Source organism: Nocardia coffeae (genome assembly GCF_019890715.1).
In the GTDB taxonomy this organism is placed as follows: Bacteria; Actinomycetota; Actinomycetes; order Mycobacteriales; family Mycobacteriaceae; genus Nocardia; species Nocardia jiangxiensis.
The window spans coordinates 472,577-492,554 of sequence record NZ_JAINZY010000004.1 but is presented as its reverse complement, the minus strand read 5'-3'; the positions used below and the strand labels follow the sequence as shown (position 1 = coordinate 492,554).

Annotated in this window: 18 protein-coding genes; 11 read left to right on the top strand and 7 right to left on the bottom strand. The window is 66.2% G+C overall.

All coding sequences use genetic code 11. From position 1 onward, the window contains the following. Nucleotides 1-29 precede the first annotated feature (29 nt). Nucleotides 30-1,658 (top strand): TerD family protein, encoded by a 1,629-nt coding sequence (locus K7711_RS18995; protein ID WP_222970731.1) that lies wholly within the window; start codon nucleotides 30-32, stop codon nucleotides 1,656-1,658. A 10-nt stretch (nucleotides 1,659-1,668) separates the two neighbouring features. Here K7711_RS18995 and K7711_RS18990 read toward each other — a convergent pair whose 3' ends face one another. Further along, nucleotides 1,669-2,418 (bottom strand): hypothetical protein, encoded by a 750-nt coding sequence (locus tag K7711_RS18990; RefSeq protein WP_222970730.1) that lies wholly within the window; start codon nucleotides 2,416-2,418, stop codon nucleotides 1,669-1,671. Between the two features lie 377 nt (nucleotides 2,419-2,795). On the opposite strand from K7711_RS18990, the gene K7711_RS18985 reads away from it, so the two are divergent. Continuing rightward, entirely contained in the window at nucleotides 2,796-3,401 is a 606-nt protein-coding gene (locus tag K7711_RS18985; protein WP_040820642.1) for an acetate uptake transporter, read from the top strand. Nucleotides 3,402-3,525: 124 nt separating this feature from the next. Here K7711_RS18985 and K7711_RS18980 read toward each other — a convergent pair whose 3' ends face one another. Beyond that, nucleotides 3,526-4,167, bottom strand: a complete 642-nt coding sequence (locus K7711_RS18980; RefSeq protein WP_222970729.1) for a carboxymuconolactone decarboxylase family protein — start codon at nucleotides 4,165-4,167, stop codon at nucleotides 3,526-3,528. 43 nt (nucleotides 4,168-4,210) lie between these two features. After that, nucleotides 4,211-4,777, bottom strand: a complete 567-nt coding sequence (locus K7711_RS18975; RefSeq protein WP_222970728.1) for a VOC family protein — start codon at nucleotides 4,775-4,777, stop codon at nucleotides 4,211-4,213. A gap of 129 nt (nucleotides 4,778-4,906) precedes the next feature. Here K7711_RS18975 and K7711_RS18970 point away from each other — a divergent pair, with 129 nt between their 5' ends. From K7711_RS18970 to K7711_RS18945, 6 genes are read left to right on the top strand one after another with little or no spacing between them, the layout of a single operon-like run. Continuing rightward, nucleotides 4,907-5,542: a TetR/AcrR family transcriptional regulator gene (locus K7711_RS18970; RefSeq protein WP_222970727.1), complete on the top strand. Its 636-nt coding sequence runs from the start codon at nucleotides 4,907-4,909 to the stop codon at nucleotides 5,540-5,542. Nucleotides 5,543-5,570: 28 nt separating this feature from the next. Beyond that, the gene (locus K7711_RS18965; RefSeq protein ID WP_222970726.1) at nucleotides 5,571-6,833 is read left to right on the top strand and encodes a CaiB/BaiF CoA transferase family protein; all 1,263 of its coding nucleotides are present in this window, start codon (nucleotides 5,571-5,573) and stop codon (nucleotides 6,831-6,833) included. Next, nucleotides 6,830-7,738, top strand: a complete 909-nt coding sequence (locus K7711_RS18960) for a hydroxymethylglutaryl-CoA lyase (RefSeq protein ID WP_222970725.1) — start codon at nucleotides 6,830-6,832, stop codon at nucleotides 7,736-7,738. Before K7711_RS18965 ends, K7711_RS18960 begins: the two co-directional genes overlap by 4 nt. Before the next feature lie 49 nt (nucleotides 7,739-7,787). After that, nucleotides 7,788-8,174, top strand: coding sequence for a nuclear transport factor 2 family protein (locus K7711_RS18955; RefSeq protein ID WP_222970724.1), 387 nt, complete (start codon nucleotides 7,788-7,790; stop codon nucleotides 8,172-8,174). Next, entirely contained in the window at nucleotides 8,174-9,361 is a 1,188-nt protein-coding gene (locus K7711_RS18950; RefSeq protein WP_222970723.1) for an acyl-CoA dehydrogenase family protein, read from the top strand. The genes K7711_RS18955 and K7711_RS18950 overlap by 1 nt, the downstream gene beginning before the upstream one ends. Further along, entirely contained in the window at nucleotides 9,352-10,737 is a 1,386-nt protein-coding gene (locus K7711_RS18945; protein ID WP_308014821.1) for a phosphotransferase, read from the top strand. The genes K7711_RS18950 and K7711_RS18945 overlap by 10 nt, the downstream gene beginning before the upstream one ends. A gap of 64 nt (nucleotides 10,738-10,801) precedes the next feature. Here the strand turns inward: K7711_RS18945 and K7711_RS18940 are convergent, their stop codons facing one another. From K7711_RS18940 to K7711_RS18925, 4 genes are all read right to left on the bottom strand, one after another. Beyond that, nucleotides 10,802-12,040, bottom strand: coding sequence for a cytochrome P450 family protein (locus K7711_RS18940; protein WP_222970722.1), 1,239 nt, complete (start codon nucleotides 12,038-12,040; stop codon nucleotides 10,802-10,804). A 9-nt stretch (nucleotides 12,041-12,049) separates the two neighbouring features. Next, nucleotides 12,050-13,297 carry a cytochrome P450 family protein gene (locus K7711_RS18935; RefSeq protein WP_308014820.1) on the bottom strand — a complete coding sequence of 416 codons (1,248 nt, stop codon included), beginning with the start codon at nucleotides 13,295-13,297 and terminating at the stop codon, nucleotides 12,050-12,052. Between the two features lie 386 nt (nucleotides 13,298-13,683). Further along, complete coding sequence (locus K7711_RS18930) at nucleotides 13,684-15,204, bottom strand: long-chain-fatty-acid--CoA ligase (RefSeq protein WP_222970721.1); 1,521 nt, start codon at nucleotides 15,202-15,204, stop codon at nucleotides 13,684-13,686. Between the two features lie 37 nt (nucleotides 15,205-15,241). Then, nucleotides 15,242-16,147, bottom strand: a complete 906-nt coding sequence (locus tag K7711_RS18925) for a cyclase family protein (RefSeq protein WP_222970908.1) — start codon at nucleotides 16,145-16,147, stop codon at nucleotides 15,242-15,244. A 474-nt stretch (nucleotides 16,148-16,621) separates the two neighbouring features. Between K7711_RS18925 and K7711_RS18920 the strand changes: the two genes are divergently transcribed. From K7711_RS18920 to K7711_RS18910, 3 genes are all read left to right on the top strand, one after another. Beyond that, entirely contained in the window at nucleotides 16,622-16,951 is a 330-nt protein-coding gene (locus tag K7711_RS18920; protein ID WP_222970720.1) for a hypothetical protein, read from the top strand. Then, nucleotides 16,948-19,353 carry a TPR repeat domain-containing protein gene (locus tag K7711_RS18915; protein WP_222970719.1) on the top strand — a complete coding sequence of 802 codons (2,406 nt, stop codon included), beginning with the start codon at nucleotides 16,948-16,950 and terminating at the stop codon, nucleotides 19,351-19,353. Before K7711_RS18920 ends, K7711_RS18915 begins: the two co-directional genes overlap by 4 nt. Nucleotides 19,354-19,521: 168 nt before the next feature. Next, the gene (locus K7711_RS18910) at nucleotides 19,522-19,968 is read left to right on the top strand and encodes a hypothetical protein (RefSeq protein ID WP_222970718.1); all 447 of its coding nucleotides are present in this window, start codon (nucleotides 19,522-19,524) and stop codon (nucleotides 19,966-19,968) included. The last annotated feature ends 10 nt before the right edge of the window (nucleotides 19,969-19,978 follow it).

The window sequence follows — 19,978 nt, the reverse complement described above, 5'->3', positions numbered from 1 at the left end:
TCGGTGCCGCCTGGCATAGTTCCACGACGATGACCTTCACCGAGAACGGCGCGACGCCGATACCGACTTCGCTGCTGAGCGTGGAACTTTCGTGGCGCTCGGCCCATGCGTTGGACGCGCATGCGCTGTTGCTCGACGACGACGGCCTGGTCCGTACACCGCGCGACGCGGTGTTCTTCAACGCGCCCCGGCATCCGTCCCAGGCGGTGACGCTGGACCAGGAGCCCGAGCCCCGCTCGGCCCGCCTTTCGGTCTCGCTGCCCCGAACCGAATCCACCGTAGTGCGGATCGTGCTGGGCGTCTCGTCGGACGGGCCACTGCACGAGGTGCCGGATCTGACGGTCACGGTCCGGGACGCCGCCGGGTCAGTGGCCCGCCGCGACGTCCCGGCACCGCGGTCGAGCGAGGTGAGAGCGTTGTCGATCGCGGAGTTCAGCCGAGACGAAGACCACTGGACATTCCGTCCGTTCGACCGCTCCCGGGACGAATTGTCCCAGCTGTTCGAGGATTTCGGCATCGCCACGGATGCCGATGCGGTGCGCGGGCGAATTTCGCTGCGGCGAACCGGATTCGACCGGCGTATCGACGAAAATCCCACGGCCGCACCGCCGTCGAATCTCCGACCGGACTGGCATCCGCAGGACACGATCTTGCGCTGGTGGGACGGCACGCAATGGTCCGACAGGACCGTCCCGCTACCTCCGGCCGATGCCCGAATCTGCCCGCACTGCGGACGACGACGTAGCTGGCGCGTCCTGGGCGCGCCCGCCCCCTGCCGGTCCTGCGCCGCCGAGATCGAGGAGTACCTCGACACCTGGCGGGCCCGCGCCTGGCGCGTCCTGACCGGTGACGGGCCGGGCGGCACGGCGTGGGAGGAGCTGTGGACCGCCCTGCGCTACCGGCGGATCTCCGAGGACACCGGGCGCGCGGCGCTGCGTGGCCCCGGTCTGGCCTATGTCGAGCGGCTGGCCGCCTTCGCCGACGAGGAGATCACCGCGGCGGAGGTCGAGGAGTTCGACACCGCCCTGCGGGAGCTGGACCTGTCCGGCCCGCAGGTGGAGGAATTGCGACGCCGCATGCACCGCGGCCGCACCCTCACCCGGCTGCGTGCCGGGGAGTTGCCCGTCGTGCACGCGCCCGGGCTGCATCTGGATCCCGAGGAGCGCGTCCACCTGGACATCGAAGCGACCCGCATCCGGCAGTTGTCCCGCGGCGAGCGCGCCACCGCGGGACGGCTGATCGGCACGAACAAGAAGCTGCGTTTCGTCGGGCCGGAGGCGGGAATCGAAATGCCCTGGTCCCGAATCGTTTCCGTCTCCATCGCCGAGGGCCTGGTCGCGCTCGCGGCGACCTCGGCACGCGGCGGAGCCGAATTCGAGGTCGAGGACCCGGATCTGGTGGCCGCGATACTGGAAGGCGCTCTGCGCGTGGCCAAACGGCTCACCCTGGCCCCGGGGCGCCGGGACACCCGCGTGATTCCGCCGGAGATCAAGGCGCAGGTGTGGCATCGCGACGGCGGGGCGTGCATCGAATGCGGCGCCACGCACTATCTGGAGTTCGATCACGTCATCCCGCTGAGCCGGGGCGGGGCGACCAGTCCGGGAAATCTGCAGGTCCTGTGCCGGTCCTGTAATCGCGCCAAGGGCGCGCGCATCTGACTCGGCGGCGTTATCCGACGTTCGGCACCGGCAAGCGGATGCCCAGCACCGATCTGGTCAGCCCCGAGACCACATCGGCGGTCTGGTCGGCGGGGCTGCCGTCGGTCTGCGCGGAGATGGTGAAGCCGGGCCCGAAGGACGCCGAACCCACCTGCTGCGGACCGTAATCCGACCAGCCCCACTTGTTTCCGATCACGCCGGGCAGCCGAGCGGTACCCCAGTTCTGAGCAGTGCCGTCGGCTGCGACCGGACTCGCCGTGGCCATCCAGGCCAGCACGGGTGAGCCCGGATCGGTGGTCATCTTGCGGTCCAGGAACTTCGTGATGTCGGCGGTACTGGTCGAGGACTGCCCCCAGGTGGGACCGGAGCGGGTGGCGGGCAGACCGTATTCGGCGGCCTCGGCGTCGATGGCGTTCGGGTATTTCGCCGCGCTGGCGTCCGCCGCCGAATCATCGGAGTAGCGGATCATTCGCTCCGCGAGCTGACGGTCCTGTGCGGACCGGTCGCCGTGGCGCAGTGCGTAGTCGGCCATGTAGAGCTTCACCAGAGACAGCCCCGAGCGCGACTCGGTGTCGTTGGCGGTTCCCAATTGCAGGTTCAGGAAGTCCACGCGCAGCGAGATCGAGGTCCGCCCCGGAACTCCAGGCATATTCATACTGGTCGGCGTGGTGCCCGGCGGTACGGGATCCGCCGCCGCATGCCCGGCGAACAGACACAACCCGGCCGCGAACATTCCCGCCACAACCGCTCGACAGCGCATGGCCAGCCTCCTCGATCCACACTTCGGTTCCGATCGGAAACACCCAGCGTCAACGACATTGCGGATGCGAAACGTTAGCCAGAGTAGCGCGGCCGGGCGGCCCAGAAGTATCGACACGACAGCAGCGTGTCCGGCGGTTCATTCGAACACCCCTGATTACCACCTGTTTTCGAGATCCATCGCAACCCCCGGTCCGCCGGGCGTGTCCGAGCCATGAGGCCGTACCCGTCGCTGCGAGCCCGCGCGTGTCGCGATTTCCGAAGCGGGCAAACCGGTCTCGTCGGGGCCTGGGCGGAGTTACCCTGGCAGGAGCGTTGCGCCGGGAGCGTTCGCGCCGGACGCGACGTCAGGCGAGCCACTCTCCCCGAGGATCAACCATGAGCGTCAACGAAGACCACACGGTTCAAACCACCCCCGCCATCGCCGATCCAGCGCCGCTGGGTCTGGGCGCATTCGCACTCACCACATTCCTGTTATCGGCGGTCAACGCCGGGTGGGCGACCGCGTCCACCGGCGACGCCTGGGTCGGCTATGCCTTCGCCTACGGCGGGTTGTGCCAACTCCTGGCCGGGATGTGGGAATTCCGCAACCGCAACGTCTTCGGCGCGACGGCGTTCTCCACCTACGGCGGATTCTGGATCGGCCTGGGGCTGTGGTCCCAGCTGGTGGCCCCGCACGCCACGGGCGCGGGCGCCGCGCACGATCTGGGCTGGATCCTGTTGGCGTTCGCCATCTTCAACACGTACATGCTGATCATGGCCGCCCAGGTGAATCTCGCGGTGTTCGCCGTGTTCCTCACCCTGGAACTCACCGAAATCGTTTTGTTCGCAGGCAATTTCGCGGTCAGCGACACCACGGTGAAGGTCGGCGGCTACATCGGCGTGATCACCGCGCTGTGCGCCTGGTACGCCTCGGCGGCGGGCGTGGCCAACGGCATCGGCGGCAAACTCCGACTCCCGGTAGGTGCGCCGCTGGTCGCGTGACCCCTGCCGGTGGGCTCCGCGGAGCTCAGCGTCACACGATCGGCGACCGAAACCAGGCCGGGCCCGGTATCCACCGGGCCCGGCCTGTCGGCTGTCCGGGCCGTTCAGCCCGGGAGGGCGAAAATCACTGCTCCCCGGACAGATCCGCGGACAGGTCGGCCACCTCGACGCCCTCCGGAATCCGGACCTCCTCGATGGGCTCGGGGCGGTCGTCGAATTCCAGCCGCAACGCACGGCACATGGTGGCGTGCATGTCGTACAGCGCGGTGATGTAGGTCAGCTCCAGGATCTCCGGATCACTGAGACTGGCCTTCAGCACCGCGAACACCTCGTCGGGCACCCGGCCGCCGTCGTAGACGAGCCCGTCGGTGTAGGCCAGGATGGCTCGCTCGAGTTCGGAGAAGCAGGCGGCGATCTGCCAGTGCGGAATAGCGGCGATCTTCTCCTCGCTGACGCCCAGCGAACGCATCTGCTTGCAGTGCTGGGAGAACACGAATTGACTACCGCGGGCGTATCCGGCCCGGCTCTGCCCGAGCTCGCGCAGTTTCGGATCCAGTGTGGCATTGCGGTAGACCGCGAAACCCTTTACCGCGTGCCGGAATACGAGCGGGGACTGCGCGAATACGGTCCACCAATCGCCGGGAGTGGCGTGAATGGTGCCGTGGTCGACAGCCGGATCCTTGTCGGGGCCGAACAGCCGGTCGTAGAAGAACAGAATTCGTTCGTCGGTGACTTCGGCGCGGGGTACTTCGCGAAGACGCGGCATGGCACGTGATCCTCTCGGGTCCAGATGTGGTGATGCAGAATGATCAGAGTCCGGCGGACACGTTCCGGTCCGCGGCAGTCTTGGGCTCGTGCGCTACGTCGGCCTCGGTGAAAGTACGCGTCCAGCAGGCGAATTCGAGCAGTACGCCGTCGGGATCCTGGAAGTAGAAGGACCGCACGAAGGTCCCCTCGTGCACCTCGCGCGAAACACCCCGGGGGCTGTCGTCGTGATTGAGGATCCGGCTGACCTTGATGCCCTCGGCGGCGACCCGCTCGTAGTATTCGTCGAACAATTCCGGCGGCACCGCGAACGCGACGTGATTCATCGAAGCCACCCCGCTGACCAGCTCCCCCTCGTCGGGCAGACCCTTCGGCGCGGCGAGCCCGGGAGTGGCATCGGGTGCGTCGGCGAGCCAGAAGAAGGCGAGGCTGTTTCCGCCCCCGCAGTCGAAGAAGAAGTGCTGCCCCAGATTACCGGGCAGTTCTATAGTCTTGATCAACGGCATACCCAGTGTCCCCGAATAGAAATCAATGGTTCGCCGCATGTCGGAGCACACCAGCGCGAGGTGATTGATCCCGCCTAGTCGGTACTTCGGATTGGAGGGGCTCATGGCATTCCTTCCTGCTGTGAGGAGTTCGACGTCCGGAACCGATCCGCTGGCCGCAACCACGAACTCGTACGGTTTCGACGCCCACAATATGACTTGACAGTCATGTCATGTTGTTGGATAGTGTGGTCCGTGGCGAAGTCATCTGTCAATAGCCCCGCCGCAGCGGCCGAGACCTTGACCCCGCGCGGTCGCAAGACGCGCGAGGCGTTGCTCGATGCCGCGCGGACGGTCTTCGAATCGGTCGGCTTCCTGGACACCCGGGTCGAGCAGATATCGCAGGAGGCCAACGTCTCCTACGGCACCTTCTATCGCTACTTCGAGTCGAAGGAAGACGTCTTCGGCGAGCTGAGCACCCGGTTGTTCGAGGACATGCACCGCCGCGAACCCACGGCGGCGAATCTGTCCCCCGCCGCCAAACTCGTTGCGGCCAACCGCTCCTACTATCGCGCGTATCGACGCAACGCCCGGATGATGGCGATCGTCGAACAGGTCGCGACCTTCAACGAGGAGTTCCGCCGGCTGCGGCACGACCATCGCCGTCAGCTCATCGATCGCACGTCCAAGGCCATCGCGCGCTGGCAGGACGAGGGCCTGGTCCGGCCGAAGCTCGATCCCGAGCTCGCGGCGCGGGTCATGGCCGCGATGGTGGAACACACGATCTATCTGTGGCTGATCCAGGGCGAGGACGCCGACGAAAACGCCCTGCTGGACACGCTCGACCGGATGTCCGTCGGCGCACTCGGACTCGATCCGGACGAGCAGTAACACTTCGGCGCCGAGTCAGGAGGCACCCATGACATCAGCTCTCTCCCCCACGGGCGACGCGAGCACCACCCCCGGCCCGCTCGACGGCTACCGCGTCCTGGAGCTCGGCACGCTCATCGCCGGGCCCTACTGTGGTCGCCTACTCGGCGACATGGGCGCCGACGTGATCAAGATCGAGGCGCCGGACCGCCCCGACCCGCTGCGGGACTGGGGTCAGGCCCAGGGCGGTCACCAGTACTTCTGGGCCGTGCACGCGCGCAACAAGCGGTGTATGAGTGTGGATCTGCGCACCGACGCGGGCCGGGAGATCTTCCTGGATCTCGCCGCGACCGCCGATGTCGTGGTGGAGAGTTTCCGGCCGGGCACGCTGGAACGCTGGGGCATCGGATACGACGAACTCACCGCGCGCAATCCGCGGCTGGTGCTCGCGCGCGTATCCGGATACGGGCAGACCGGGCCGTACGCCGAGCGTCCGGGATACGCCTCGGTCGCCGAGGGCATCAGCGGTCTGCGCCATCTCAACGGATTCCCGGGTCAGGCGCCGCCGCGCATGGCGTTGTCCATCGGGGACAGCCTGGCCGGTCTGTTCGCCTTCCAAGGGGTGCTGGCCGCCCTGCTGGTGCGCGAGCGGACCGGGCGCGGGCAGATCGTCGACGCCGCGCTCACCGAGGCGTCGCTGGCCATTCAGGAGTCCACGGTTCCCGACTACCACAAGACCGGCCATGTGCGGCAGCCCTCGGGCACCCGGCTGGACCGGGTGGCCCCGTCGAATCTGTATCTGTCCAAGGACGGGCTGTGGGTGATCATCGCGGCCAATCAGGACACGGTGTTCCGGCGGTTGACCGCGGCCATGGGACGTCCCGAACTCGCCGACGATCCCCGCTACGTCGATCACGGCGCGCGCGGTGAGCATCAGGACGAACTCGACGAGCTGATCGGTTCCTGGGCAGCGGATTTCAGCGCGACGGACCTGATCCGGGAACTCGCCCGGCACGGTGTCGTCGCGGGTCCGGTGAACACCGTCGCGGAGGTCATGAACGATCCGCAGTTCCTGGCCCGCGGCATCTTCGTCGATCATGACGATCCGTCGCTGACCAGCCAGGACGCCGGATTCGATCCGGTTCCGGCCAAGGGCGTCGGCGTGGTGCCGCGCCTGAGCGAGACCGCGGGCGGGGTGCGCTGGGGTGGTGCGAGCCGTCCGGGGACGCATACCGACGAGGTGCTCACCGAAGTGCTCGGCTACGACGACGAGCGCCTGTCCCGGCTGCGCGAACAGGGCACGATCGCATGAGCGCCGCCGACGCCGTCGACATCCGCGAGGTCGGTCCGCGCGACGGACTGCAGATCGAGGAGCCGATCCCGACCGAGGCCAAACTCGAATTCATCGATGCGCTCGTGGCGACGGGAGTGCGCCGGATCGAGGTGACCTCCTTCGTCTCCCCGCGCGCGATACCGGCACTGGCGGATGCGGAAGCCGTTGCCGCTCAGCTGGATCGGTGGCCGGACGTGCAATTCTCCGCACTGGTCGCAAGCCTCGGCGGCGTGCGACGGGCACTGGCCGCGGGAGTCACGCACATCGAATACGTCGTCTCCGCCTCGGACGGGCACAGCCAGGCCAATGTCGGACGGGACAGCGCCGCGTCGGTCGCGCTCATCGCGCCGATCGCCGAACTGGTCCACGAGGCGGGCGGGCATCTCGAGGTGATCATCGCGATCGCCTTCGACTGCCCGTTCGACGGCCCCACCCCGCCCGAACGGGTGGCCGAGATCGCCCGGAGCGCAATGGCTTCGGGAGCCGACGCCTTGGCCGTCGCCGACACGATCGGCACCGCCTCGCCGATCCGGATGGTCGATGTCCTCGGCCGCGTCCGGGCCGCGGCGCCCGCGACCGTTCCGGCCGTCCACCTGCACAACACCCGCGGTCAGGGGCTGGCCAACGCCTGGGCCGCCTACGGTGTCGGCATACGTCAATTCGATTCCGCCGCAGGCGGTTCAGGTGGCTGTCCGTTCGCGCCGGGAGCCAGCGGCAATATCGCCACCGAGGAACTGGCCTACATGTTCGAGGACGGCGGAATCGCCACCGGCATCGATATCGACCGGGCCCTGGACGCGGCCCGGCTGATCTCCGGCCTGCTCGGCAAACCAGTCGCCAGCAATCTGCTCGCCGCGGGCGGCCGTTCCGTGCCCACCCGCTGATCCCCCTCGATGAGCAGCGAATTATCCACCCCGGGAAGAGGTCCCCATCGTGAATGAACTGGCCGATCGCTTCTTCGCCGCTGTCACCAGCGGCGATGCGGCAGCGTTGACCGATATGTACGCACCCGACGCACGCATCTGGCACAACGAGCAGAACTCCGAGGAGACCGTCGCGGAGAATCTGCGAGTGCTGCGCTGGCTGTCCCGGACGGTGGAAAACCTCCGCTACGAGGATATCCGGCGTTATCCGCTGCCCGAGGGCTTCGCCCAGCAGCACGTCGTGCGCGGTAACCTACCCGGACACGGGCCGCTGGAGATTCCGGCCGGATTGTTCGTGCAGGTGCGGGACGGCCGGATCACGCGTATCGACGAATATGTGGATTCGGCCGCGCTCGGGCCGCTCTACGCCGTATCGGCCGCTACCCGGGAGCAGTGATGACGACCATGGACCGGCCCGAGGGCCACATCGCCGAATTGACCGCGCGCATGCGGGAATTCATCGACGGAGAGGTCATCCCGCGGGAGCCGGTGCTGATCCGGGACGATGCGGCCGCGACCGCGGAACTCGACCGGCTGCGCACCCGGGCCAAGGAACTGGATCTGTGGGCGCTCGGGCATCCGGCCGAGATCGGCGGCGGCGGAGTGCCTTTCCTGGACTTCGTCTACCTCAACGAAATCATCGGCCGATCGGAATTCGGTCAGCTGGCGGTCGGTTCGGTTTCCATGCAGGACACCCTGATGCTGTACCGGCACGGCACCGAGGAACAACGCCGCCGCTGGATTCCGCCGATGGTGGCCGGGGACGTGCTGCCCTCGGTCGGGCTGACCGAGCCCGAGGTCGCCGGATCCGATCCGACGCTCATCGCCACCCGCGCCGAACTCGACGGCGATACCTGGATCATCAACGGGCACAAGTGGTTCACCACCGGTGCGGCGCAGGCCGCCTACTGCACGGTATTCGCCAACACCGAATCCGATTCCGTGCCACGGCATTCCCGGATCAGCGCGATCATCGTGCCGACCGACACCCCCGGGTTCGAGATCGTCCGCTCGATCCCGACCATGGGCCACGACCCCAGTGACCACTACGAGGTCCGGCTCACCGATGTGCGCGTGCCGGCCGAGGCTCTGCTGGGCGAGCGCGGCAAGGGTTTCGCGGTGGCACAGGATCGGCTCGGGCCCGGCCGGATCTTCCACTGCATGCGCTGGCTCGGGCAGGCCCAGCGGGCCTACGAGCTGATGTGCGAGCGTGCCAACACCCGCTACGCGCACGGTTCCCTGCTCGCGGAGAAGGGCGAAATACACCGGTACATCGCCGAATCCGCCGCCGAGATCCACGCCGCCCGGCTGATGACGCTCGACGCGGCCCGCGCGATGGACGCCGGGGAGGACTACCGGATCCGAGTCGGACTGATCAAGTTCTGGGGTGCGCGCATGCTGCACAACGTGATCGATCGCGCCATCCAGGTGCACGGCGCGCTCGGCCTCACGGCCGACACTCCACTCGAGCGCATGTACCGGCAGGCCCGCTACGCGCGCGTCTACGACGGCCCGGACGAGGTGCACCGCATGTCCACCGCCCGCCGACTGCTGCGCTCCCCCGAGGCAGCGCCGTGGCTGTGACGCCGGATTCCCCTGGGCCGGAAGCAATCACGCTGGCCGAGGGCGTCGGTGAGGTGCTGCGCGCAGCCACCGGACGCACCATCGGCGAAGTAATCCTGCGCCGATTCACCGGGGGCGCGAGCAAACAGGTCTACGCCGTCGAGGCCCGAGACGATGCGGGCGAGACCGTGCGCGCGGTGCTTCGCCGCGATCCTCCCGGGCACGGCGACGCCGCCCGGATGCGCGCCGAGGCGGCCTGTCTGCGGGCCGCCGCCGCGGCCGGAGTGCCGGTCCCGGCGGTACTCGCCGCCGCGAACACCGCACCCGGAATCGATGCGCCGTATCTGCTGATGGAGATGGTCGAGGGCGAGTCGATTCCCCGCAAGCTGCACCGTGATCCGGAGTTCGCGCCGGTGCGCGATCGGCTCGCCGCCGACCTGGGCCGGGTGCTGGGACTGATCCACCGCACCCCGTTGGACACCCTCGACACGCTCGACGACGAGGACCCGCTGGACACCATCGAGCAGATCTACCGGGGTCTGGACGAGCCCCGTCCCGCGGTGGAGATGGGTTTGCGCTGGCTGCGCGAGCATCGCCCGCCGCCGCGCCGGAAAACCCTGGTGCACGGCGATTTCCGGCTCGGTAACTTCCTCATCGCCTCGGACGGCGTGCGCGCGGTCCTGGACTGGGAGCTGGCCCACCGCGGCGATCCGGTCGAGGATCTGGGCTGGCTGTGCGTGCGCGCCTGGCGTTTCGGCGCACCGGCCCCGGTCGGCGGGCTCGGCACCCGCGAACAACTTTTGGACGGGTACGCACAGACCACCGGAACCCGGCCCGCGCCGGAGGAACTGCACTGGTGGGAGACGTTCGGCACACTGAAGTGGCTGGTGCTGAGCAGATTTCAGGCCGAACGGCATCTGGGCGGCCAGGAGCGCTCGGTGGAGCTGGCCGCCATCGGACGACGCGTCTGCGAATCGGAATACGATCTGCTGTCCGTGCTGGGCCTGCTCGACGAATCCGTCGAGGTCCCGGCCGCATCCGAACCGGCGGCCACGGTCCACGATCGTCCCCACCTCACCGAGATGCTCGATCTCGTCGCCGAGACGCTCACCGAGGAGATCGCCCCCACCCTGACCGCCGAACAGCAACGTCAGCGATTCCTGCTGCGGATCTGCGTCAACCTGCTCGGCACCGCGACTCGCGAACTGCACGCCGGACCGGCGGCCACCGCCGCGGTCGCCGAACTGCTCGGTGAGCTCGACTGCGATTCGGAAGCCGAACTCGCCGCGGGATTGCGTTCGGGTGCACTGTCGTACTCCGACAAGGAGGTTCGCCGAGTGGTCTCACTCGCGGTGCTGTCCCGCCTACAGGTCGCCAATCCCCGGCACCTGCTCTGACCGGAACAGCGCCCGCCTCAGCACGAGGCGGGCGCTGTTCGCATTCTGCCCGGACGAAACGTCGCTAAGCGCTCAAGCGAACCGGCAACGCCTGGTGACCGTTCATCACGAAGTTCTGCATCGGCCGCAGTTCATCTGCGGCAGATGCTAATCGAAGCTTCGGAAACCGGGACAGTAACGCGGGCAGGGCGATTCGCGCCTCGAGCCGGGCCAGGGGTGCACCCAGGCAGTGGTGCATCCCGTAGCCGAAGGCCAGATGCCCCCTGCTGCCGGTCCCCCGGTCCGAGGACGGGTCGAATTCGCCGGCGCTGCGCCCGAAGGCCTTCCGGTCGCGATTGGCTCCCGCGAACGAGGCCAGGATCGCCTCGCCCTTGGGGATCCGGACACCGCCGCCGAGGTCGAGATCCACCCGGGCGAATCGGAACGGCATATTCGCGATCGGCGACTGCCAGCGCAGACTCTCCTCGATCACCTCTTCCCACTCGACCTCCCCGGCGAGGGCTGCCGCACGGGCCTGCGGATGGGTCAGCAGCGCGAGGATCGTCTGGTCGATCAGATTCACCGTCGTCTCGTGCCCAGCGCTGATGATCAACGTCAGGGTGTCCAGCAGTTCCTGATCGCTCAGCAGCGGACCGGTGGCCTCGTCGGGGCCGGTGATCAGCGTGCTGGTCAGGTCGTCGCCCAGATGCTCACGCTTGTAGGCGATCAACTGCCCGACCAGCTCCAGCAACGCCATGAAATCCTTCTGCACCTGCTCCGGCGGGGCGGAAGTATCCAGTGTCCCGTCCGCGTGCTCGCACAGTGGAGTTCCGATCTCCGACGGCACCCCCATCAGTTCGGTGATCACCTTGATCGGCAGCGGACGCGCGAAATCCGCTCGCAGGTCCGCGATGTCGCCGTCCGGGGTGTCCGCGAGCGCGTCCAGCAGATCGCTGACCATCGCCTCGATCCTGGGCTGCAGGGCCTGTACCCGGCGCGTGCTGAACGCGGGACCCACCGCCTTGCGCAGGCGTGCGTGGTCCTCCCCCGAACTCCGCAGCATGTTGCGCAGGCCGATCCACGGAGTCATCACCCAGTCGGCCGGAATCCGGCCCTCCCGCAACGTCGTCCAATCCTGTGGTTCCTTGGAGACCTGCGGATCGGTCATCAAACGCCGCAGTATCGCGTAGTCGGTGACCATCCACACCACCACCCCGCCGGGCAACTCCACCCGGCCCGCCGGGCCCAGTTCTCGAATGCGGGCAATTTCGCCGTGGATATCGGTGCCGGCCGGGTCCAGCACGATGGGTTGATTGTCCGTCACGGGAACTCCTTACAAGCGGGCGGACGGTTCGAACCTCGACGACGTAGCGATCTGCATCGGCGCCGTGGCCGGGAACTCCACCGGCAGTGAAACCAGTGCGCGATGGAAAGGCCCCGGACGCCAGGATAATTCGCTCACCGGGATCGCGAGCTTCATATCCGGCAGGGCATCGATCAGCAGATCGATGGCATCCTGCGCGATCGTCCTGGCCATCGTCTGCGCCGGGCAGGCGTGCGGGCCCGCACCCCAGGCCAGATGCGACCGGTTGCCGGTGCGATCACCACCGGCGATGCGCGGATCGTTGTTGCAGGCCGCCAAGCCGATCAGCACCGGTTGATCCGCGGGCAGCCACACCTCGTCGACCAGAATCGGCTGGCGCGGATACATGATCGAGAAGTTCGTCAGCGGCGGATCCTCGAACAACACCTCGTCCAGCGCGTCCTCGGTGGAGAGCGCACCACTGATCAGCCCGCTGCCGAATCGATCGTCGCTGAGCATCAGCAGCATCGTGTGCAGGATCAGGTTGGCCAGCGGCTCGGTTCCCATGGAGAACAGCAGCGCGGCCTGGTTGATCACCTCCACGTCGTCCAGGCGCCCGGGGTCGGTGATCAGTGCCGAGGTGAGATCGTGTCCCGGACTGGCACGTTTGTCGGCCACGACCCCCGCCAGCGCACCGATGAACATCTCCTGCCCGGCCTGCGCGTCGACGGTGTCCAGCATCGCCGCCATTCCGGCCCATGCCTGCCGCGCCGCTTCGGTCGGGAAACCCATCAGGTTCGCCAGGACCTGGAAGGTCAGCGGGGCCGCGTACCGGCTGAGCAGATCACAGCCGCCCTCACCGCAGAAGCCGTTGATGAGTTCTTCGGCGGCATGGCCGATCAGGTCGTGCAACCGATTCAGATCGACCTCGCGCAGCGCCGAGAAGCTGCCGCGGAACCGGCGATGTGCCTCACCTGTGGTGCGCAACGCATTCGGACGGGCCTCCAGGAACGGCCGGACCGGGCAATCCTCGGGGACCGAGCGCTGCCAGCGACTCGGATCGGCCGGGAAGTGCTGGGGGTCGCGCATGATCCGTAACGCTGTCGCATAGTCCAGAACCAGCATCGCCGGGACGCCGGGCGCCAGCTCCACCGGCGCGATCGCGCCGAATCGCGCGCGCATCTCGTCGTAGGCGCGATGCGGATCGGCCGCGAACTCCGGCTCGTACAGCCGCACCTGGTCCCGTCTCGATCCGGTCGGCGATGTCTCGTACCCCACCGAAACCTCCTGCGGCGGCATATTCACCCGGCCACCACCTGCGCCTCGCTCGACGCCGAACTCCTGCTACCTCTGCCGATCCCGCACTCCACACGTCGGCCATGCACGCCGGTGATCCTCTTTTCTGCATCGCACTTCACGGAACATCTCGGCGCGCGAACCGCGCCGAACGGTTCGAACACCTCGAGGATGGATCGAATTCCGTTGCGGCAGACGCTACCTCAGCCTGGTCCAGGGCGCGCGAGATGATACGCGATCGGATCGGAGTACCTATTCCCAGCGGTTGCACACAGCACGGGAATCGATCCGCGGATCAGCACTGCGGAGGTATCGGAGACGAAAGACGCCCGCTCCCAGGGGGAACGGGCGTCGGTCGATCGGATTTCTCACGAGAACTGCTGGCGTAGCTCCCGTTTGAGAATCTTTCCGGTCACATTCTTCGGCAGTGCTTCCACGAACTCCACCCGGCGCGGCACCTGGAACCCGCCCAGTTGCTCGCGGCACCCGGCGATGATGTCCTGCGCCGTGGCGGTGGCGTTCTCGCGCAGGACGATCACCGCGCAGACGACCTCACCCCAGGTGTCGTCCCGCACACCGATCGCGGCCGCCTCCGCGACGCCCGGCTGCCGATACAGGGCCTGTTCGACGGTCAGCGAGGCGACATTCTCCCCGCCACTGATGATCAGATCCTTCTTCCGGTCGACGATGTAGACGAAACCCTCCTCGTCCTGGCGGACCAGATCGCCGGTGTGGAACCAGCCGTCGGTGAACGCATCGGCGGTGGCCTGCGGATCCTGCCAGTAGCCGAGCATCACCTGATCGCCGCGCACGATCATCTCCCCGACCTGTCCGGTCGGCACGTCGGCGAACTGGTCGTCGACGATGCGAATATCGGCCAGCCGCATGGGTTTTCCGGCCGAGGCGAGCAGTCCGGTCTCCCCCTCCGCCGCGCGACGATGCGCGAACTCGTCCAGATGCAGGACGTTACCGGCGAGTTCGGTCATCCCCATGCCCTGATAGAAGTCGCAGCCGAACCGATCGAGTCCGGCGCGCAGCACGGCGGCGGGGATGGCCGAAGAGCCGTAACCCACCGCCTGCAGGGTGTCGAGGGAATGTTTGTCCAGCTCCGGATCCTGCAGCAGGAAATTGATCATCGTCGGGGCCAAACCCGTTTGGGTGACCTGCCATTCGTCCACCAGACGCAGGAATGTCGCGTTGTCGTAGGACCGCAGGATCCCGACCGTGCAGCCGAGCAGATGGTTGATCATGACCACGTATCCGCCGATGTGACACAGCGGGAAGCAGAACAGGAATACCGTCTCCTCCGGCACCTCCCACTGCAGCGCCGACGAGGTCACGCCCGCGAGCAGGTTCCGGTGCGAGATCATCACCCCCTTCGGCGTTCCCGTGGTTCCGCTGGTGTACACGAGCCAGGCCGGGTCGTCGGGGTCCGGAGCATGCTCGGGCGCTTCCGCCGAAGCGCCCGAGAGGAATTCGTCCCAGGCGGTGGCTCCGGCGGCAGGTCCGATCGATACCACCGTGGTCACCGACGGTATGCGATCGCGAATACGCTCCACCACCTCGGCGAACTCCGGCGCGATGATCAGCACCCGGGCCTCGGAATGTTCCAGGAGAGAGACGATCTGGTCCGGATGCAGCCGGACGTTGAGAATCGTCAGCGCCATGCCCGCCATCGGGACGCCGTAATAGCAGTCCAGGTACTGCGTGCAATTCGAGGACAGGATCGCGATCCGGTCGCCCGGCGAAGCGACGCCCAGCAGCGCATTCGCCAAGCGGCGGCAGCGATCTCGCAACTGCCCGTAGGTGATCTGTTCCTGTTCGAACCGCAGCGCGATCCGCTCCGGGTGTTTGCGCGCACCGTATTCGACGATGTCACCGATCAACATCTGCTCTGCTCCTTGCCGATTCGAATCCGACGCACCATCACCGGATCGCCATCGGGTTGATCGGTGAGCCGACACCGCGGGTGAACGGCAGCGGGGGCCCGGTGTAGAAGAAGTCCCATCGCCCGTCGGCGGCGCAGGCCTGCGAAAGGTCTTCGAAGTCCAGCATTTCCGCGAGCGTCATGCCCATGTCGCGGATCAGCACCATATGCAGTTCGAATGCCGTGCCGGGATGTTCGCCCGGCATCACCTCCACGGCCCAGTTGTCCGATCCGACGACCGCGATGTCCTTGTCCCGCAGCCATTTCGCACACGCCAGACTCAGACCGGGCTCACCGGCCATGAAGCTGTTCGGGTCGCGCTCGGTCAGGAATTTCTTGCGCCACCCGGTCCGGAACAGCAGGATGTCGCCCGCGCCGATCTCCACGCCCTGCGCGGCGGCGACCTCGTCGAGTTCATCGGGCCCGATCGCGGTGCCGGCCTCGAGCCAGTCCACGCCGCGCGCTCGCGCGATGTCCAGCAGCACGCCGCGTCCGGCGATGCCGCCGGCCTGGGTGTGGATACCGCACTTGTCCGCGCCCTTGACCGTGACCCCGTCGCCGGGATGACCGTTGTAGAGCTGATCGTCGTAGTGCACGTGCGCCAGCGAGTCGTACTGCGAACCGGCCTGCAGCGGCATGAACACGAAGTCGTCGGCCCATTTGAACCCACCCGGCAGCACCTGCTCCTGCCCGTTCTCCGACATCAACCGGATCGGATTGATCCGCAGCCCACCCGGCTGCGGCCCGTCTCCGTCGAGCGGAATCCCCAGTGCGAACACCTCCCCCGTCCGGACCAGCCCCGCCGCAGCCGACACCCGTTCGGCCGTGAGCAGATTCGTGGTCCCCCGCTCATCGTCACTCCCCCACCGCCCCCAATTGCTGACCTCCTGGCCCAACGCGCGCATATCGGGAACTTCAGGCACCGCTGCCTCCTCTGGATTCCTCATGACGTGACAGTCATGTCAACTTTCTCGCCCAGTGTGATCGACCGCACTACCGGTGTCAATAGCGCATCGCCGGAGCACCCCCGGATCGCTCATCAGAGGCGATCCGAGCCGGTCGGACGACAGCTCTGCGCACATCCCACATTCGCCGGAGCGGCCGAAATGAATTCCGAGTCGGTCGACATGATCATCCACCGGCACACCGCGCCGCACGAGATCAGGGGTGAAAGCAAACTCCGAGCAGCGATATAAGCAAATAACGAGCAGCTCGTTCCGCAAACTTAGCCCGCCCGAACCGGTTGCCCGAAAACCGTTCGCCGGCAAGTGGTTCGACTGAAACAATGGCCATTTTCTTGCCTCCCATGCCAATCTTCTGGACTCTCGAAGAATGGTGCGATACCGTTCGTAAATAGTCGCGTAGACCTTGGGGGGCCGATGAACTTCGAAATCGATCTGGAAAATCTCGGCAAACTCGCCACGACAGTGCACAACCTCGCGAAAGACGCTGCCTGCGTGCAGGGCGAGCATCCGCCGGATCCGAATGCCGACAACCCGCTACTGTCCGCGACCGCCGCTGGACAGATCACGCGTGACCTGATCACCGACGCGCTGTTGCCGACCGCCGCGGCGCGTCTGCGCGAGACCGGCGACGTCATGACTTCCGTTGCCACACAGTTCAAATCGCAGGACGAGCGGGCCGCCGACACGCTGATCGCCGTGTACCGGAGCGCCACCGGCGAGTGGAACCCGGACACCTCGAAATGACCGCGGCCTCGCCCCTGGACTGGGTACGCACAGCCGATCCCGCCACCCTGACCAGTTGGGCGGACACCTGGGATCAGATCGGCTCCGGCCTCGAACAGGTTTTTCAGCGCTACGTCGACGCCGTGACGAAGGTCGACGGTGTTTTCTGGGAGGGCAGGACCGCCCGGGCCGCTCACGACCGCGCCACCGGCGACCTCAGAGCGGTGCGGACGCTGGCGGACAAACTCGGCGCGCTGGCCGAACGCGCTCGGCAGGGCCGCGATTCGATCGACGCCCCGTTGCGACGTGCGCGCGGACTCCTGGCCGAATGCGATCACAACGGGTGGCAGGTCGCCCCGATCAGCCTGACGGTCGGCCGCAGCGGAACCATCGGGAGTGCTGAATTGTCGCGAATGGGAACAATGAATCGCGACCTGCAGACCGCGATTCACGACGCGATGTCCGCGGATATCAGCGTTCGGGATGCGTTGAACAACGCCCGCAATGGTCTGGCGATCGCCTTCGCATCCCCCGCCGCCCTGGGGACCGATCAGGGCAGGAAAGACGCCCGACGACTCACCGAGAACCCTCAGCACCTGCCCCAGGCCGAGATCCAGCGCCTGATCGACGCCGGACACCTGACCCCCGAACAACTCGCGGCGCTGCACAGCGGTAACACCGTGACGATCCCGGCCGGGCAGATGGAGTACATCAACCAGCTCAGTAGATCACTGGACGGGAAGAGTCCCCAGGAAGTCCAGCAGATCATGGACAAGCTGCCGCCCGAGGCACGCAAGGGCCTGGCGAACGCGCTCCAACTGATCTCCACCGACAGCGTGACCTCCGGAGTGCAGCACAACCCGGCGATACCGGAAAAGGGTGGAATCAAGCTGCTGCCCAGGAAGATGCAACAGTCGCTCGACCGAAAGGATCTCGTCGCCTCGGGGTGGACGGTGAACACGTCGGTCGGATCGACGACGAAGTACACGAATCTCAACGGGGTAGCGGACAACCGAGCGATCGCCGAGATCGCCGCCACCGCCGACCCGGGCCTTCGCTACGGCAGTGATCTCGACAAGAAGGTCCTCGACGATGGAGCGAAGTACCTCCGAGCACAAACCGCTCTGGAACAGAACCCCGACTATCGATCCTTCGCATTCAGCGTCGACGGCCGGCCCGCGGACTACCACGCAGCGCTTACCGAACAGTTCTTCCACGCCGTAGGCGACGATAAACCGGCCGTCCAACATCTGGTTGCGGATCTCGACAGCAAGCCGAACGAACAGTTCCTCCACGATGCGCTGACACATCAATGGGCGGACAAGGGCAAAGCGGTGTCCACACTGTTCGACTTCGACGACCACAACCCGGCCATCGCCACTTCGAACAATCCGGTGGATATGGCTGCCTCCCGTCATCGCATGGCGATCATGAACTCGTTCGCGCAATTCGCCGCGGGCGACAACACACCCGGTCACATCGCCGGTGGCGACGACAAGTGGAAGCTCTACGACATTCCCGGCACTGACCGCAAGTCAGCGGGCCAGATCAATCCCGAACTCATGCGGTCACTGTCCAGTGGCATGAGTCCGTATGTCAACGATCTGATCAACGGAACGAACTCGGCGCATGACGGTTTCAAGGTCACCAATATCAAAGGCGACAGTTGGACCGACCCTTCGGGGAAAGGAACATTCAGCGGCTCAAAGAATATCTTCGCCCTGCTGGATACGGACAGCGAGGCAGGGAAGAATTTCAATGCTCATGCTTTGGCCGCCGCGCTCCAGCATCAGGTGAACTACGGTCATGATCCCAACAATATGCAGATGCGCAACCAGCTGTACAGCGCAGGACAGCTGCAGGGGTTGGTCGACGCGGGTTTGCGGGACCAGATCAGTGCGCACGTCAGTGATGCCAACCAGGCGGCACAAGATCACTACGGCCATAAGAAATTGGCCTACGAGGCCATCAAATCCATTATCGGCACCAGCTTTCCGATAGGCGACGGTGACGACAAGATCACCATGCATGCCCCATTCAGCGACGAGATATCGAAGATCCTCGGGCTCGGCGGAGATCCGCTGAAGGAGGCAATTATCGGACCGGCGCCGACTGCGGCCAACAACGACATCGGCCTGAATCCGCCGAACTTCGATCAACAAGCTTATGCCGTATTGGCGAGCACTCGAATTCCCGACGACCTCCGGTCCGCGCATTCGGAGCTGTTCGATGGTAACGGAAACTTGAAGTCGTGGTCCGATATCCGGTCCATGCCATACGATCCCTCGAATCCGAGTGCCACCAATCCGGCCAATGACGTCACCGCTTTGTTCGATCAGCTGGGTATCCGCGACGGGCACGAGACCGCCATGCGCGACGGTTATGGAGATATAGCAGGGATCCATCGCCAGAACGACAATTAGCCAGGGGGAAGAGTCATCCGACAGCGCAGACTGGTTCGTACGCACACATATGCCGGAATGGTGATTGCGACACTGATCATGGTCGGCGGTTGCATCGATTCATACGACTCCGCACCGGTTTCGACAACTCCGTCCGGCCCAGATCAGGATTACCTGAAACTGACCTGCTTGCCCGTGCCGGAGGACCTGCGGTGGGAATACTCGTACATGTACGACTCCGGCGGCCATTTGAAGCCGCTGAACGAGGTGGAATCCATGCCTGCCGATCAAGGACTCGGCCCGAGTCCGACCAGCGACATCCAAGTCCTGTACCGGATCATGACCGCTCGCTACGGGCACCCGCCGTCCTGCGGCGAGCCATACCCCACGGGGGCAGCGGGCAAATTGAATACCACCGTGATGGAACATAAGGCGCTGAGCTGCACAGACATTCCGGCCGACCTACGGCAGCGATATTGGAACCTCTTCGAGAGCAACGGTGATCTCATCAGCTGGCGGGTCATCCAGAAGTCTCCGTTCGACCCGGAGAACGGGTCCATCGAAGGCGAGGTCCCGGCCCTGTACTACGAGGTCGTCAATCGCCTCGGTCACCCGATATCGTGTCCGAAAGGTTGAACTCGTCGAG

What these genes read in the sequence shown, in the direction of transcription:
- K7711_RS18965 (WP_222970726.1), top strand. Translation starts at nt 5,571, where the DNA reads ATGACATCAGCTCTCTCCCCCACGGGCGACGCGAGCACCACCCCCGGC.
- K7711_RS18920 (WP_222970720.1), top strand. Translation starts at nt 16,622, where the DNA reads ATGAACTTCGAAATCGATCTGGAAAATCTCGGCAAACTCGCCACGACA.
- K7711_RS18985 (WP_040820642.1), top strand. Translation starts at nt 2,796, where the DNA reads ATGAGCGTCAACGAAGACCACACGGTTCAAACCACCCCCGCCATCGCC.
- K7711_RS18925 (WP_222970908.1), bottom strand. Translation starts at nt 16,147, where the DNA reads ATGCGCGCGTTGGGCCAGGAGGTCAGCAATTGGGGGCGGTGGGGGAGT.
- K7711_RS18975 (WP_222970728.1), bottom strand. Translation starts at nt 4,777, where the DNA reads ATGAGCCCCTCCAATCCGAAGTACCGACTAGGCGGGATCAATCACCTC.
- K7711_RS18960 (WP_222970725.1), top strand. Translation starts at nt 6,830, where the DNA reads ATGAGCGCCGCCGACGCCGTCGACATCCGCGAGGTCGGTCCGCGCGAC.
- K7711_RS18980 (WP_222970729.1), bottom strand. Translation starts at nt 4,167, where the DNA reads ATGCCGCGTCTTCGCGAAGTACCCCGCGCCGAAGTCACCGACGAACGA.
- K7711_RS18930 (WP_222970721.1), bottom strand. Translation starts at nt 15,204, where the DNA reads ATGTTGATCGGTGACATCGTCGAATACGGTGCGCGCAAACACCCGGAG.
- K7711_RS18915 (WP_222970719.1), top strand. Translation starts at nt 16,948, where the DNA reads ATGACCGCGGCCTCGCCCCTGGACTGGGTACGCACAGCCGATCCCGCC.
- K7711_RS18990 (WP_222970730.1), bottom strand. Translation starts at nt 2,418, where the DNA reads ATGCGCTGTCGAGCGGTTGTGGCGGGAATGTTCGCGGCCGGGTTGTGT.
- K7711_RS18950 (WP_222970723.1), top strand. Translation starts at nt 8,174, where the DNA reads ATGACGACCATGGACCGGCCCGAGGGCCACATCGCCGAATTGACCGCG.
- K7711_RS18995 (WP_222970731.1), top strand. Translation starts at nt 30, where the DNA reads ATGACCTTCACCGAGAACGGCGCGACGCCGATACCGACTTCGCTGCTG.